Source organism: Noviherbaspirillum humi (assembly GCF_900188095.1).
In the GTDB taxonomy this organism is placed as follows: Bacteria; Pseudomonadota; Gammaproteobacteria; order Burkholderiales; family Burkholderiaceae_D; genus Noviherbaspirillum; species Noviherbaspirillum humi.
Genome location: NZ_FZOT01000004.1, coordinates 198,446 through 213,643, shown reverse-complemented (window position 1 = coordinate 213,643; position 15,198 = coordinate 198,446). Strand labels below are relative to the sequence as shown.

Here is a 15,198-nt window from a genome sequence, read left to right as displayed (position 1 = left end):
GAATTAGGAATTGCAATGACTTCAACACCCGCTCGTCTGCTGATGACGCTCCTCGCTGCTGTCACCCTTCCGGCATTCGCCCAGAACCTCGCTGTCGTCAACGGCAAGCCGGTACCGTCTTCGCGCGCCGACGCCATGATCAAGCAACTTACCTCCCAGGGCCAGCCCGACTCCCCGCAGTTGCGCAACATGGTCAAGGAAGAGCTGATCAACCGCGAGATCCTGATGCAGGAAGCCGACAAGCAGGGCCTGTCCAATTCGCCCGAGGTGAAGAATCAGGTTGAGATCGCCCGCCAATCCATCGTGATCCGCTCGCTGGTCTCCGATTACCTGAAGAAGAACCCGGTCAGCGACGCCGACATCAAGGCCGAGTACGACAAGTTCAAGGCCCAGGCCGGCGACAAGGAATACCATGCCCGCCACATCCTGGTCGAGAAGGAAGAAGACGCCAAGGCCATCATCACCAAGCTGAAAGGCGGCGCCAAGTTCGAGGACCTCGCCAAGCAATCCAAGGATCCGGGTTCCGCCAACAACGGCGGCGACCTCGACTGGGCTTCCCCGGCTTCCTTCGTCAAGCCCTTCTCCGACGCCATGACCGGCCTGCAGAAAGGCCAGATCACCGAAGCACCGGTCAAGACCCAGTTCGGCTATCACGTGATCAAGCTGGAGGACGTGCGCGCCGCCAAGGTGCCGTCGCTGGAAGAAGTGAAGCCGCAGATCGCCGAAGCGCTGCAGCAGAAGAAACTGCAGGCCTTCCAGCAGAACCTGCGCGAAAAGGCGAAAGTGCAGTAAAGCCGCCTGATTCTGTCGTGCGCCCATCCGCTTTGGATGGCGCATGAGAGAACGCTTCCGGCTCAAGAGGCCGCTTATCGTCCCGGTAAGCGGCCTTTTCCATTATTGGCGCAAATGGCCGAAGATGCCCCTTTTCGATCGAAGCGATGGGCCATCGTCCCTCTGTTGAAATCCAATGCTTCGCCACGCGAAACCGGAGAAAGGGATCAATCCAGCAGTCTAAGCTGCCCCGCTCGACTAGAATGCGCTGACGCACCCAACACGGACGTTCCGCATGACCAGTCACCGCCGCCAGCTGCTGCGTTCCCATCCCCGCCTGATGACTTCCCTCATGGCCGGTACGCTAGTGGGTGTGGCCCTGCCCGGGCCGGCGAGCGCCATCGTGCGGATACTGGCCGGCTGGAATGTGGCGATCTGGGCTTATCTGGCGTTGATGAGCTTGCTGGTTGCACGCGGCAATGAGGAGCGCATCTACCGCCTGGCCCGGCAGGAAGACCGGAATGCGGTTTTCGTGCTGGCGGTGATGTCGCTTGGCGCGATGCTGAGCCTGGCGGCGATCGTGGTCGAACTGGCGTCGGTGAAGAATGTGGCCGGCGGCGCGCGCCTGATGCATTACGGGCTCACCGCCGCCACCGTGATCGGCTCCTGGCTGCTGCTCGGCACTGTCTACATGTTCCACTACGCCCATCTGTATTACCGTGCGCCCGAAGGCGACCGGCCCCTGCGTTTTCCGGACGAATCGCTGCGGCCGGGCTACTGGGATTTTCTCTATTTTTCCTTCACCATCGCCGTCGCTGCCCAGACATCCGATATCAGCATTGCGTCGACGGCGATGCGAAAGGCGGTGCTGGCGCAATCGGTGTTGAGCTTCTTCTTCAACGCCGCCATCATCGGCATGTCAATCAACATCGCCGCCGGCGTGGTCGGGAGCTGATATGCATGCCTTTCGACGCATGTTGAAAACGAGCGGCGCGCTTCTGATCGTGCTGCATGCCGGCACCGCACCGGCCCAGGAAAGCGGCAAGCGACCGCCGCCGAGCATCGATCCCAATCCGGTGAACCTGAAATTCACGCCCTCCTTCTACCAGTCATCCGATGGCAACCATGCGTTCGACGCCAACCTGCGCGGCAACCATGGTCCGCATGCGCTCTGGCTGGGCTGGTATCGGGACAGGGAAGACTTCCGCCAGCTTCGGGGCGGATATGAATACACCCAGGACTTCAGCTATGGACGCACGGTCTGGTCGGTGCAGGCCGCGAGTGGCGGCTTCCTCGGCGGCTCCGCCAACATGCAGGTCGGCGACCCGGTTTATGCCTTGCTGGGCTTCGGACGGACCAACCTGCGCAGTTACGTGAATCTGAATTTCGATCCGAACGATGCGATCACTGTCGGGCTGGGCGCCCGCTTTCGCAGCGGCACCGAGGTGCTGGCTTATCACCTGTGGGATGACCGCCTCGGTACGAACCAGCGCGTGACGCATGCCTACATGCACCAGAACCTGTCCGCCACCGAACGGTTCTCAATCGACTTTTCGGTCAAGCACGGAACTTCGAGCAGCGGCGACTATGTGCGGGGCCGGGCGCTGACGCTGACCTATGCCTGGGGCCGCACCTTCATCCGCTATGCGCATGACGAGTACGCCAACTTCGGAATGGCGACGCAGAACCGGTTTTCGATCGGGCTGGCGTATTGAGGCCGAATGGTGCTTCCGGCCGGTCGTTTAGCCCGCCATACGGTTTGGCTGTAAGTCCCCGGTCAAACCACCTTGTACGGCGGTAGGCGGTTGAAATACTTATGACGTCCGTGATCGGACTGGCGATCCCGGTTTCCACTCTGGCCGACTGAGTTGGCGCCTATGCCATGCAGTTGCAGTATGCGATTGCATTGATCGATAGCCACCGGCTCTGTTATTGATCAGGCATTTAAATTGCTCACAATAAAAGCGTGTCTGTAATCAAACTGGGAGCAGTATTCATGACAAAGGTGGACCGAACCAATAGCCAGCAGTCCCTTTCAGGCGACCCTTCGTATCCAGTTGGTCCATTTACCCAAGCGTTTGCGCAAGCATCCAGCACCAGCAGCTTTGTCCGTAATCCGCGCCAAGTAGCGGAAACATTTGTCAATCGACAAGGCTATAAAATGGAAGACACGCAACGCCCTCAAGTGATCAAATACATCGAGCGCCGCTTTCTGCAGGTATCCGACCAGCGCATGGACGGTGTCTTGAAGTATTTAGCGACGGCGTTGCGCGACAATAAGGGTAGACCCCTGGCCGGCGATGCATTACTCAAACGCTTGCACGATATCGACCAAACCGATGGCAACAACGCGCAAGCCCTAAGTAATATTGGCGGTGCAGTAGTGTCCGCTCTCGCGCAACCTATGGCCGATATTTCCGGGTTCTTGGGCAAGATGCTAATTGCGCCGCCACTTGGAGCAATGGTTGACCCGAGTGCGATGGAGCGCTTTCGCCGACAATCAGCAGCGCTGGACGAATTTTTCTCTCAGGCCGGCGACAAGGCGGCAAGGATTGTCGGCGCCGATCCCAACTCCCCACTGTATCGCGAGGGCAAATCAGCTGCTGAGCTTGCCTTGGTAATAGCCGGTGTGCTGCATCTTGCGCCGGATGCGCTTCAGCTGGCGCGCATGGGAAAAGAAGTGGTGTTAGTTTTCAAGGACGCCAGGACCTTTCAACGCGCAATCAACGACCCCGAACTACAGAAGAAACTGGCGATAGTGATCTCCAATCGGAATCCTAGAGCGATTGCCCTGCTGCCAAAGGGGCTGAAGATCAAAGTGCGCAAGATTCTGAAAGAGTGGCCCGAAGATCCGAGCGCTGTAAACGCTTTGGGTAAAATACCAACCACGCCGCGGAGCGATGCGATTGTGGATCGCATCGCGCAGAAGTTAACCGTCGTAACTGACAGACATAGGGAAGCGTCATTCGAATACAAAGTTGGCAACGGCCAGAATCACTTCATTGATGGCCGAGTAATACGCAGAAATGGGCATTACGAATTAAATTTTTCCTTTCGTTCAGACCCTAGATTCGTGGGTAAGAGCGGAGGGGGCACTGACATGTTCAACGCAGTGATGAAGAGGCTGAAAAAAGAGGGTATCGAGGTTGATGTTGTTATTGGCAACTGGAGCGGCGAAAACCCCTATCTTAATGATAACTACGAAGCTTTTAAGCGTCTTCAGTCCATGGGTAAGTCACGCGAGGAAGCAGCTCTGCTTACCCCAACCGGACGGCTTGCTGAGGCCCATGGCTATAAAAATGTCAACATAGTTAAGGATGGTGAGTTTGTCATAGTTCATTTTACTAAGTAACGATCCAAGTAGGCCTATGATGCGCCAAGTGATCATGCCGCAAGTCAGATAAACTACCTTAGGTTTTATAGAGGCTCGTTGGTGTGAGCTAAAGCGCGACGGCGTGCTGCTCACTACACTCCGCAATAACTTGGGCCTTGAACCGTCACCATAAAAACGGACGTGTTTGCTGTCTTGCGGAACCTTACAGGTAAAGTTGAACGGACATCATTTTCGCTCAAGCAGCGACTCGTACAAGGTAGTTCCGCCGGGACCTTACTTTCGGCTAGTACGCCGGACCAGTACACGGAGCGCGCAGCAGTGCTGCGCGAATTTCCGCTCTCATCTTCACGAGTCTTACGCAACCCAGTTCCGCGCATTCTGGAACATCCGCATCCAGGGCGAGAACTCGCCCCAAGTGTCCGGCGCCCAGGAATGCTGCACGCTGCGGAACACCCGCTCCGCATGCGGCATCAGCACGGTGAAGCGGCCGTCCGGCGTGGTGACGGAGGCGATGCCTTGCGGCGAGCCGTTCGGGTTGAACGGGTAGCGCTCCGTCGGCGCGCCGGTGTTGTCGATGTAGCGCAGCGCGGTGATGGCCTTGCTCATGTCACCCGTGAGCGAGAAGTCGGCATAGCCTTCGCCATGGGCGATGGCGATCGGCGACCGGGTGCCGGCCATGCCGTCGAAGAAGATGGATGGCGACTCGGCGACTTCCACCATGCCGAAGCGGGCCTCGAACTGCTCCGACTTGTTGCGGGTGAACTTGGGCCAATCGTGGGCGCCGGGGATGATGGATTTCAGGTTGCTCATCATCTGGCAGCCATTGCAGATGCCGAGGCCGAAGGTGTCGCCGCGGTTGAAGAAAATGGAGAAGGCTTCGGCCAGCTTGGCGTTGTAGAGAATGGTCTTGGCCCAGCCCTCGCCGGCGCCGAGCACGTCGCCGTAGGAGAAACCGCCGACGGCGATCAGGCCCTTGAAGTCATCCAGGCGGGCGCGGCCGGAGATCAGGTCGCTCATGTGAACGTCGACGGCGGTGAAGCCGGAACGATGCATCACATAGGCTGTCTCGACATGCGAGTTGACGCCCTGCTCGCGCAGGATGGCAACCTTCGGACGCGCACCGCTGGCGATGAAGGGCGCGGCGATGTCCTGCTGCGCGTCAAACGTCAGCTTCGGCGTCATGCCGGGGTCGTTCGCATCCAGGATGCGGTCGTACTCCTGGTCGGCGCAGGCCGGGTTGTCGCGCAGGCGGGCGATGCGCCAGCTGGTCTCGCTCCACAGGCGCTGCAGCTCGGTGCGCGGCTGGCTGTAGATGACCTTGGCATCGCGGGTGAACTCGATCACGTCGCGATCGTTGAGCTTGCCGATGATGTGGCTGCAGGCGCCGAGGTTGAAGGAACGCAGCACGTTCATCACATCGGAGCGCTCGTCGGCACGCACCTGGATCACCGCGCCCAGCTCCTCGTTGAACAGGGCGCGCAGGGTTTGCTCGTTGCGGCGCTCGGCAACCTGGGTAGCCCAGTTCTTGGAGTCGCCCCAGTCCGCCGCATGCTCGCTGTCCATGGTCAGGATGTCGAGATTGACCGATACGCCGGCGCGGCCGGCGAAGGCCATTTCGCACAGGGTGGCGAACAGGCCGCCGTCGGAGCGGTCGTGATAGGCGAGCAGGCGCTTTTCGAGGTTGAGCTGCTGGATGGCGTTGAAGAAAGCCTTCAGGTCCTCGGCGCTGTCCACGTCCGGCGCCTCGTTGCCGATCTGCTGCATCACCTGGGTCAGCGCCGAGCCGCCCATGCGGTTCTTGCTGCGGCCGAGGTCGATGGCGATGAGCACGGTGCTGCCGGCATCCTTGCGCAGCTGCGGCGTGAGCGACAGGCGCACGTCATGCACCGGCCCGAAGGCGGAGACGATGAGCGACACCGGCGCCACCACCGACTTGGCTTCGCCGTCGTTCCAGGTGGTGCGCATGGAGAGGGAATCCTTGCCCACCGGGATGCTGATGCCGAGCGCCGGGCACAGTTCCATGCCCACCGCCTTCACCGTGTCGAACAGCGCCGCGTCCTGGCCCGGCTGGCCGCAGGCAGCCATCCAGTTGGCGGACAGCTTGACGTCGGACAGGTTGCGGATCGGCGCGGCGGCGATGTTGGTGATGGCTTCGCCGACCGCCATGCGGCCGGAAGCCGGGGCATCGATCACCGCCAGCGGGGTGCGCTCGCCCATGGCCATGGCTTCGCCGAGATAGCCCTCGAAGGACATCGCGGTGACGGCGCAGTCGGCCACCGGCACCTGCCACGGGCCGACCATCTGGTCGCGCACGGTGGTGGCGCCGACGGTGCGGTCGCCGATGGTGATCAGGAAGGACTTGTCGGCCACCGTCGGCAGGCGCAGCACGCGCTGGGCGGCGTCTTCCAGCGAGATGCCGGTCAGGTCCACCGGCGGCAGCTGCGGCTGCGCCCGCTGCACGTCGCGGTGCATCTTGGGCGGCTTGCCGAGCAAAACATCCATCGGCATGTCGACCGGCGAGTTGTCGTGCGCGGGATCGATCACCTTCAGCTGGCGCTCCTCGGTGGCGGTGCCGACCACCGCGAAGATGCAGCGCTCGCGCTCGCACAGGTATTGGAACAGCGGCAGGCTCTCCGGCAAAATCGCCAGCACGTAGCGCTCCTGCGATTCATTGCTCCAGATTTCCTTCGGTGACAGGCCGCTCTCTTCCAGCGGCACCTTGCGCAGGTCGAAGATGGCGCCGCGCCGGGCGTCGTTGGTGATCTCGGGGAAGGCGTTGGACAGGCCGCCGGCGCCGACGTCGTGGATGGACAGGATGGGGTTGTCGTCGCCCATCGCCCAGCAGGCGTTGATGACTTCCTGCGCCCGGCGCTCCATCTCCGGATTGCCGCGCTGGACCGAGTCGAAGTCGAGGTCGGCGGTGTTGGTGCCGGTGGCCATGGAGGAAGCGGCGCCGCCGCCCATGCCGATGCGCATGCCGGGGCCGCCGAGCTGGATCAGCAGGCTGCCTACCGGCAGGTCGTTCTTCCTGGTGTGCCTGGCCGAAATGTTGCCGAGGCCGCCGGCGATCATGATCGGCTTGTGGTAGCCGTAGACGGTGCCGTTGACCTTCTGCTCGTAGGAACGGAAGTAGCCGGCGAGGTTGGGACGGCCGAATTCATTGTTGAAGGCGGCGCCGCCGAGCGGGCCGTCGATCATGATCTGCAGGGCGGAGGCGATGCGGTCCGGCTTGCCATAGATGCCCGACTGCGCATGGGCCTGGCGCTGCGACGGCGGCACCGCGGCGTCGGCGGCGTTCTCCCAGGGCTGCACCGCATGGGTGATCATCAGGTTGGAGACGGTGAAGCCGGTCAGGCCGGCCTTCGGCTTGGCGCCGCGGCCGGTGGCGCCCTCGTCGCGGATCTCGCCGCCGGCGCCGGTGGAGGCGCCCGGGAAGGGCGAGATGGCGGTCGGGTGGTTGTGCGTCTCCACCTTCATCATGATGTGGATCAGCTCGCTGCTGCTGTCGTACACATTGCCGGCGGCCGCGCCGCGGGCATAGAAGCGCGGCACCTCGGCGCCCTCGATGACGGAGGAATTGTCGCTGTACGCCACCACCGTGCCCTGCGGGTTCAGCTGGTGGGTATTGCGGATCATGGCGAACAGGGAGCGCTCCTGCTTCTCGCCATCGATGGTCCAGTCGGCGTTGAAGATCTTGTGGCGGCAATGCTCGCTGTTGGCCTGGGCGAACATCATCAGCTCGACGTCGGTCGGGTTGCGGCCGGCCTGGGTGAAGGCGTTCACCAGGTAATCGATCTCGTCCTCGGACAGTGCCAGGCCGAGTTCGGTGTTGGCCGCCACCAGCGCCGCGCGGCCGCCGCCGATCACGTCGACATGGGCCAGCGGCTGCGGTTCCAGTTCCCGGAACAGGCCTGCTGCATCGCCGGCATCGCGCAGCACGGTCTCGGTCATGCGGTCATGCAGCAACGCCGCCACCTCCGCCCAGGCGCCCTCGGGCAGCTTCTTCGCGCCGCCGAGCAGGCCGCTCTTCATTTGCAGGCGATAGGAGACGCCGCGCTCGATGCGGTGGATATGCGCCATGCCGCAGTTGCGGGCGATGTCGGTCGCCTTGCTCGCCCAGGGCGAAATGGTGCCGAAGCGCGGGATGACCACGAACGCTTCCCCGTCCGCCGCCTTCTGGAACGGCTCGCCGTAGGTCAGCATGCCGTCGAGGCGCCGCTGGTCATCGTCCGACAGCGGCGCGCTGCTGTCGATGAAATGCAGATAGCGGCCGGTGATGCCGCTGATATTGGGGTCGACGGTTTGCAGCTGGGCGAGGAGGCGTTGGGTACGGAAGGCAGACAGGGCGTTCGAGCCTGGCAGAATCAGCATGGCGGAAAGAGGATAAGGACCGGGCATGACCGGGATGCCCGCTCGAGGGTTGGATCGGAGATGAAACGGAAGCCGGGATTATACCCTGTCGCCGCTTGATGGCTGGATGGCAAGCAGTCCCCGGAAACGGGAAAACGCCCGCATTCCGGGTGGTTTCCGGCTGAAAATCCTATGCCGGCGCACGGCTTGTCAATTGATATACAGCGTCGAGTTGCCGACGCGGTGAACCCGCTGAAGGCCGGCCGCTGCCGGCGAGGCCTCGAATTCGGCGCGCTGCCTGTCCATGACGACAAGCGCCAGCTTGGCCGACTTGGCGGCGTTGAACTTCTCGATGGAAACGCTGATCGAGTTGCCCGGCCGCAGCCTGTTTCCCCAGAACAAGTCGTTGCTCTGCATGTCTACCACCGGCAACGGCTTCTTCAAGTAGAACGGCAGCGAGGACTGTTCCTCGAATTTGCGGTACAGGTATATCTGCCGGTCCGGATGGGCCAGCTTCAGGTAGTTCGCCATCTGCCGGGTGGACACGGCGGGTTCCATGGCAGCCAGCGTCTGCAGCAGGATGATTGAAAGCCAGGCCGGAATCAGGCCATAGCCATACAGTCCCATGCCGCCCTGTCCGGCCAGCCAGGCAGCCAGCAACGCCAATGCCAGAAGAATGCCGACCGCAAGCAGTGCAAATTCCCGCTGCTGCAGTCCCATGATGATCAATGATTCGCCGCTCTCCGGTGCGCGCTTAAGCAACGCCACCAGGCCGATCAGGCACAACGCGGCGATCAGCAGTCCCGGCAGCATCCGCCGCATCGGCGACAGATAAGCGCGCCGCGCCAACGCCAGCGCGAGATGCAGCGCGGCGAACGGCATCACCGCCACCAGGTAGTAATTCGCCTTGGCGCTCGAGACGGAAAAGAAAGCCAGCGGCATGATCCAGGCGCAGGCGAGGAAGCGGTTCAGGCGAAGGGCGGAATCGCCTTGCGCGGCTTCAGGTTTTGCTGCCCGCAGCAAAAACGGCAGCAGGAAAGACCACGGAAAGAGATAGATCGCCATGCGCGGCAGGTAGTACCACCAGGCGCCGGAGTAGTAGTCATGTGGCTCGCGCCTGCCGAGAAAGCGCAGCACGTGCTCGTTGATGAAGTAGAACCAGGCGAAGATCGGCTCCGTCAGGCTGGCGGCGATGTGCCAGGGCGCCGCGATGGCCAGCAGCAGCAGCAGCGCCAGCGGATCGAGCCAGCGGCGCAGCGCGCGCAGGAAGGCTCGCGCAGAACCGGCGGTGACGGCGAGATAGGCGAACAGCACCAGGCCGAACAGGATCAGCGCCACGAAGCCTTTCGCCAGCAGGGCCAGCGCCAGACATGCATGGGAAGCGCGCAGGCGCGAAGCACGGCCGGTGGCGTCGAAGCGGTAGGCGAGCGCCAGCGCCGCCGTCAGCAGCGCCGTGAGCAGCATGTCGAACATCAACACGTGTGACATGGCCATGACGCCGAGGCCGCTGATGAACATCAGTGCCGCCAGCCGGGCTGCCTGCGCCTGTCCGGCGGCCTTGCCGAAACCGAGGACGATGCCGACGCAGGCCAGCGCCGACAGCGCGGGGGCCAAGCGCGCCGCCCATTCCGCTTCGCCGAAGAGGCCGAAGGACAGCGCCGTCAGCCAGTACAGCAGCGGCGGCTTTTCCATGTAGGGCAAGCCGTTGAGATGCGGGATCACCCAGGCTTGCCAGGTTCCCGCCTGCAGCATCTCGCGCGGTATCTCCGCATACAGGCCCTCGTTGTTGTCGAGAATGCCGAAGCTGCCGAGGCCGGCGAAGACGAAGCAGGCAGCGGTCAGCCATACGAGCCAGGCGGGAATCGTCGGCAGCATGCCGGACGTGCTGGCTGCTTCCGAAGCGCCGCCGGACGGCGGTTGACGGCCGTCGCCATCGCGGTAGGTTTGACGCGCTTCTTGCATTGCTGCCCTGTATGATATTGGCTTCAGCCATTCGAACGGACCCGCATTCTCGCATGAACCCTCCCATTTCCCAATCCATCGCGCACCTGGCGCAGCTGTCGCGCCGGGAACTGGTCGAGCGCTGCCTGGCAGACGCCGGGAAGGCGCAGTCAGTCTTCACCCGCCTCTATCCGGAAGCCGCCCGCGCCGCAGCCGACCAGGCGGATGCAATGCGGGCGGCAAGGGTGGAAACCCATGCGCTGGCCGGCCTGCCGGTGTCGATCAAGGATTTGTTCGATGTGGCGGGCGAAACGACGCTTGCCGGTTCCATCGTGCTCAAGGATGCGCCGCCTGCCGCCGCCGATGCCGAAGCGGTCCGCCGCCTGCGCCGGGCTGGCGCGGCCATCATCGGCAAGACGAACATGACGGAGTTCGCGTTTTCCGGCGTCGGCCTCAATCCGCATTACGGCACGCCGGCCAATCCGCGCGACGCCGCGGTGGCGCGCATTCCCGGCGGCTCCTCGTCGGGCGCCGCCGTCTCGGTCGCCGCCGGCCTGTGCGTGGCCGGCCTCGGCTCCGACACCGGCGGATCGATCCGCATCCCCGCCGCGCTCTGCGGCCTGGTGGGTTTCAAGCCGACCAAGCGCCGCGTTTCCGATGCCGGCGCCCTGCCGCTCTCCACCACGCTCGACACCGTGTGCGCCATGACGCGCTCGGTGCAGGACTGTCTGCTGGTCGACGGCGTGATCGCCGACCAACCGCTGTCGCCGCCCGCGCTTTCCGTCAATCGCCTGCGCTTCGCGGTGCCGCAAAGCGTGGTGCTGGACGGCATGGATGAGCAGGTGGCGGCAAGCTTCCAGCGGGCGCTCTCTCGCCTGTCCGCCGCCGGCGCGGAGATCGTCGATATGCCGCTGACGCCGCTGCGGGAAGCGCCGGAGATCAACCGCTTTTCCGGGCCGGAGTCGCTCGCCTGGCATCGCCATCTGCTGGCCGAGCATGAAGCCATGTACGACGCCCGCGTCGCCAAGCGCATCAAACTCGGGGCGACCCTGAGCGCGGCGGACTATGTCGACCTGCATCGCCGCCGCGCCGATTGGATCCGGCGCATGGAAGCCGAGCTCGCCGGCTTCGACGCCATGCTCATGCCGACGGTGCCGACGGTGGCGCCGCCGATCGCCGAGCTGGAGGCGTCCGAAGACGAGTTTTTCCGCGTCAACGGCCTGATGCTGCGCAACCCGTCGACCATCAACCTGCTCGACGGCTGTGCCGTTTCCCTGCCGTGTCACGCGCCGGGCGACTTGCCCGCCGGATTAATGATCGCCGGCCCGGCGATGAGCGACGCGCGCGTCATGGGCGTTGCTCTCTCGGTGGAACGGCTGCTTGCGGGGAACTGAGCGATGCGCAATCCTATCCGGGGCCGCCTGCTGAGCCTGGCACTGTCGTTCGGACTGCTGGCCGGCGTCGCGCATGCCGAGCCGCCCTGCGCCGACAACACCGCCCTCAATGCCAGCTGCGAGATCGCGCTCGACGCCGTGCGGCCGACCCAGCCGGCGGTCGGCATGATCCAGGTCGAGGAACGGGTGCGCCGCATGAAGGGCGAGACCGACACGCTGAAATTCACGCGCAGCCGGCCGTTGCCGGTGGTGCGCGGGCCGGACGGCAATTTTTATCTCACCGACGGCCATCATCTCGCCAGCGTGCTGTCGCGCATCGGCGCCGAGCGCATGGTGGTGCAAGTGATCGGCCGTCTTGACGACTCCGCCAGCTTCTGGCGCGAAATGCAGGCACGGCACTGGGTTTACCTGTTCGATCCGCAGGGCCGGCCGCTGCCGCCGGAGCGCCTGCCGCGCCGTATCGCCGACCTGTGGGACGATCCCTACCGCGCCCTCGCCGCCTATGCGGAGAGCGCCGGCTATTTCCACAAGACCGACGCCTATTTCATGGAGTTCGAGTGGGCGCGCTATTTCGGCGAGCGCATGGGCTGGAAGCCGGTCGACAGGCTGAACCTGCTGCCGGCGCTGCAGGAAGCGGAAAAGCTCGCCTGCCAGCCGCAGGCGAGCGCCCTGCCGGGCTACGCCGGCCCCTGCAAGACGCCGCAATGAGCAAAATCCGCCAGACCGGCAGTTCATCGCGCAGCCGCCCACATTTTGCTGTTTCGGCCTGCCTTTTGCGGACCGGTGTCGCGGATTAGTCTCAACCGGCACGGTCAGCATGACAATCTGATCTGGCATTGGTTCAAGACCATCCAGTCCGCATAGAATCACGGGCGGGTCAGCAGCCTGGCGGCATCCGGCGCCGGACGGGCATTCACAAGGCATACAGGGATTCAAGTGGCAGCGAAGCAGATTGCGGTGATCGGCGGCGGCGTAGTGGGCGTCTGTACCGCCTATTTTCTCGCCGAGGCGGGGCATCAAGTGGTCGTTCTGGAACGCCAGCAAAGCGTGGCGCAGGAAGCCAGCCTCGCCAATTCCGGCGTCACCGCGCCCGGCTATGGGGTACCGATGGCGGCGCCCGGCATGCCGCGCAAGATCCTGTCCCATCTGTTCAAATCCGAGGCGGCGGTCGTGGTCAAGCCGACGCTGGAGCGGGCGCTGTGGCGCTGGGCCCGGCGATGGCTGAATGAATGCGAGGTCGACCGCTACCGCGTCAACCGCGAGCGCATGCAGCGCGTCGCCATCTACAGCCATGCGGTGCTGCAGCACCTGCGCGAACACTATCGCATCGACTACGAACGCACTCAGGGCGTGCTGCAGCTGTTCCGCGCGCCGGACGACATCGCGGCCGCCGAGACGGCGGCCGGCCTGCTCGCCGACGGCGGCATTCCCTATCGCATGGTAAGCGCCGAAGAGGCACGGGAAATCGAACCGGCGCTGGCGCCCTCCACCACTCTCGCCGGCGGCCTTTACCTGCCGGACGACGAATCCGGCAACTGCCCGTTGTTCACCAAGCGCATGAAGCAGATCGCCGAGGACATCGGTGTTCGCTTCCTGTTCGCCACCCAGGTGGATCGCATCGCGCCCGGCGGCCATGGCGTAACGCTGCACATCGGCGCTCGGGAATTCCCTGCCGATGCGGTGGTGCTCGCCGCCGGCGCCGACAGCGTCAAGCTGCTGGAGCCGCTCGGCGTACAAGTGCCGCTGTATCCGGTGAAAGGCTACTCTGCCACCGCAACCATCAAGAATTTCGACGAGGCGCCGGTGGCCGCGGTGAGTGACGAGCATTACAAGGTTTCGATCTCGCGCATGGGCATGCGCATCCGCATCGCCGGCACCGCCGAAGTGGGCTCGCGCTCGCTGGACATGCACGAGGCGGCGCTGCGCATGCTGGCGAAAGTGGGCGACGACTGGTTCCCCGGCGCCGCCAACTACCACGCCGCTTCCTTCTGGAGCGGCGCCCATCCGATGCTGCCGGACGGCCCGCCCATCCTCGGCGCCACCCCGCTGCGCAATGTCTACGCCAACATCGGCCACGGCTCGCTCGGCTGGGCCATGGCCGCCGGCTCGGGCAAGATCGTGGCCGACATTGTTTCGGGGCATAATCCGGACATCGACATGCATGGATTAACCCTTTCCCGTTATGGATCACATTGAATGCGTCGTCGCCGGCGCCGGCGTGGTCGGGCTGGCCGTGGCGCGCGCGCTGGCCCTGTCAGGCCGCGACGTCATCGTCATCGAAGCCAATCCCGCCATCGGCATGGAAACCAGCTCGCGCAACAGCGAAGTCATCCACGCCGGCATCTACTACCCGACCGGCAGTTTGAAGGCCAGGCTGTGCGTAGAAGGCCGCGACCAGCTGTACGCGTATTGCGCGGAGCGCGCCATTCCGCATCAGCGCTGCGGCAAGCTGATCGTATCCACCAGCGCCGAGCAGAACGGCAAGCTGCAAACCATCCGGGCCCAGGCGCATGCCAACGGCTGCACGGAAGTGACGCTGCTGTCGGCGGCGCAAGCGCAGGAACTCGAACCTTCCCTTTCCTGCACCGCCGCCCTGCACTCTCCGAATACCGGCATCATCGACAGCCATGCGCTGATGCTGGCACTGCAGGGTGACGCGGAAAACGCCGGCGCGGTATTCGCCTTCGACAGCCGGGTGGTTGCCGGCCGCTGCGACGGCAATGCTATCGAACTCGAAGTGCAGACCGGGACCGGGGACGCGTTCTCGCTGCGCACCGATCTGCTGGTGAACTGCGCCGGCCTGTGGGCGCCGAAGCTGGCGCGGAGCATCGCCGGTCTCGACGACGGCACCGTGCCGCCCGCCTACTTCGCCAAGGGCAATTACTATTCGCTCGCCGGCCGTGCGCCCTTTTCGCGCCTGATCTATCCGGTGCCGGAGCCGGGCGGCCTCGGCGTGCACCTGACGCTCGACCTCGGCGGCCAGGCCCGCTTCGGTCCCGACGTGGAATGGCTGGAAGGCGAATCCCTGGATTACCAGGTCGATCCGCGCCGCGCCGACAAGTTCTATCGTGAGATCCGCGCCTACTGGCCGAACCTGCCGGATGACGCGCTGCAGCCTGCCTACGCCGGCATTCGCCCGAAGATTTCCGGGCCCGGCGAGCCTGCGGCCGACTTCGTGTTCGCCACGCATGGCAAGCCGTCCTATCTCGGCCTGTACGGCATCGAGTCCCCCGGCCTGACCGCATCGCTGGCGATCGCCACCCATGTGCTCGGGCTGACGGCCGCTTAGTCTGATGGCTGCTTAGTCTGATGGTCGCCTGGTGACGCAAGGTTCAAACCAATCGTCGGGCATAGAATAGGCGGATTGCCCTTTCCTGCCCCAGCCATGACGACAAGCGCGCTCCCTTC

Annotated in this window: 10 protein-coding genes; 8 read left to right on the top strand and 2 right to left on the bottom strand. The window is 64.0% G+C overall.

Annotation, left to right across the window (positions count from 1 at the left end; all coding sequences use genetic code 11):
* Positions 1 to 15: 15 nt before the first annotated feature.
* The 4 genes from CHB88_RS09350 to CHB88_RS09335 all read left to right on the top strand — a co-directional run bounded on the left by CHB88_RS09350 (position 16) and on the right by CHB88_RS09335 (position 4,123).
* Positions 16 to 792, top strand: coding sequence for a peptidylprolyl isomerase (locus CHB88_RS09350; protein WP_089399047.1), 777 nt, complete (start codon positions 16 to 18; stop codon positions 790 to 792).
* A gap of 274 nt (positions 793 to 1,066) precedes the next feature.
* Positions 1,067 to 1,726, top strand: coding sequence for a DUF1345 domain-containing protein (locus CHB88_RS09345; RefSeq protein ID WP_089399046.1), 660 nt, complete (start codon positions 1,067 to 1,069; stop codon positions 1,724 to 1,726).
* 1 nt (position 1,727) lies between these two features.
* On the top strand, positions 1,728 to 2,486 hold the full coding sequence (locus tag CHB88_RS09340; RefSeq protein WP_089399045.1) for a hypothetical protein: 759 nt from the start codon (positions 1,728 to 1,730) through the stop codon (positions 2,484 to 2,486).
* A gap of 281 nt (positions 2,487 to 2,767) precedes the next feature.
* On the top strand, positions 2,768 to 4,123 hold the full coding sequence (locus CHB88_RS09335) for a hypothetical protein (RefSeq protein WP_143131194.1): 1,356 nt from the start codon (positions 2,768 to 2,770) through the stop codon (positions 4,121 to 4,123).
* A 336-nt stretch (positions 4,124 to 4,459) separates the two neighbouring features.
* Here the strand turns inward: CHB88_RS09335 and purL are convergent, their stop codons facing one another.
* Positions 4,460 to 8,476 carry a phosphoribosylformylglycinamidine synthase gene (gene purL, locus CHB88_RS09330; protein ID WP_089399161.1) on the bottom strand — a complete coding sequence of 1,339 codons (4,017 nt, stop codon included), beginning with the start codon at positions 8,474 to 8,476 and terminating at the stop codon, positions 4,460 to 4,462.
* Positions 8,477 to 8,665: 189 nt separating this feature from the next.
* Positions 8,666 to 10,417: an ArnT family glycosyltransferase gene (locus CHB88_RS09325; protein WP_089399043.1), complete on the bottom strand. Its 1,752-nt coding sequence runs from the start codon at positions 10,415 to 10,417 to the stop codon at positions 8,666 to 8,668.
* A gap of 53 nt (positions 10,418 to 10,470) precedes the next feature.
* Between CHB88_RS09325 and CHB88_RS09320 the strand changes: the two genes are divergently transcribed.
* From CHB88_RS09320 to CHB88_RS09305, 4 genes are all read left to right on the top strand, one after another.
* On the top strand, positions 10,471 to 11,790 hold the full coding sequence (locus CHB88_RS09320) for an amidase (RefSeq protein ID WP_089399042.1): 1,320 nt from the start codon (positions 10,471 to 10,473) through the stop codon (positions 11,788 to 11,790).
* 3 nt (positions 11,791 to 11,793) lie between these two features.
* Positions 11,794 to 12,498, top strand: a complete 705-nt coding sequence (locus tag CHB88_RS09315; RefSeq protein ID WP_089399041.1) for a ParB-like protein — start codon at positions 11,794 to 11,796, stop codon at positions 12,496 to 12,498.
* A gap of 228 nt (positions 12,499 to 12,726) precedes the next feature.
* Positions 12,727 to 13,986, top strand: coding sequence for a D-amino acid dehydrogenase (locus CHB88_RS09310; protein WP_089399040.1), 1,260 nt, complete (start codon positions 12,727 to 12,729; stop codon positions 13,984 to 13,986).
* Positions 13,973 to 15,079 (top strand): NAD(P)/FAD-dependent oxidoreductase, encoded by a 1,107-nt coding sequence (locus CHB88_RS09305; protein ID WP_089399039.1) that lies wholly within the window; start codon positions 13,973 to 13,975, stop codon positions 15,077 to 15,079. Before CHB88_RS09310 ends, CHB88_RS09305 begins: the two co-directional genes overlap by 14 nt.
* The last annotated feature ends 119 nt before the right edge of the window (positions 15,080 to 15,198 follow it).

Coding starts and splice junctions, on each gene's coding strand:
- purL (WP_089399161.1), bottom strand. CDS start 8,476: ATGCTGATTCTGCCAGGCTCGAACGCCCTGTCTGCCTTCCGTACCCAA.
- CHB88_RS09335 (WP_143131194.1), top strand. CDS start 2,768: ATGACAAAGGTGGACCGAACCAATAGCCAGCAGTCCCTTTCAGGCGAC.
- CHB88_RS09320 (WP_089399042.1), top strand. CDS start 10,471: ATGAACCCTCCCATTTCCCAATCCATCGCGCACCTGGCGCAGCTGTCG.
- CHB88_RS09305 (WP_089399039.1), top strand. CDS start 13,973: ATGGATCACATTGAATGCGTCGTCGCCGGCGCCGGCGTGGTCGGGCTG.
- CHB88_RS09350 (WP_089399047.1), top strand. CDS start 16: ATGACTTCAACACCCGCTCGTCTGCTGATGACGCTCCTCGCTGCTGTC.
- CHB88_RS09315 (WP_089399041.1), top strand. CDS start 11,794: ATGCGCAATCCTATCCGGGGCCGCCTGCTGAGCCTGGCACTGTCGTTC.
- CHB88_RS09345 (WP_089399046.1), top strand. CDS start 1,067: ATGACCAGTCACCGCCGCCAGCTGCTGCGTTCCCATCCCCGCCTGATG.
- CHB88_RS09340 (WP_089399045.1), top strand. CDS start 1,728: ATGCATGCCTTTCGACGCATGTTGAAAACGAGCGGCGCGCTTCTGATC.
- CHB88_RS09325 (WP_089399043.1), bottom strand. CDS start 10,417: ATGCAAGAAGCGCGTCAAACCTACCGCGATGGCGACGGCCGTCAACCG.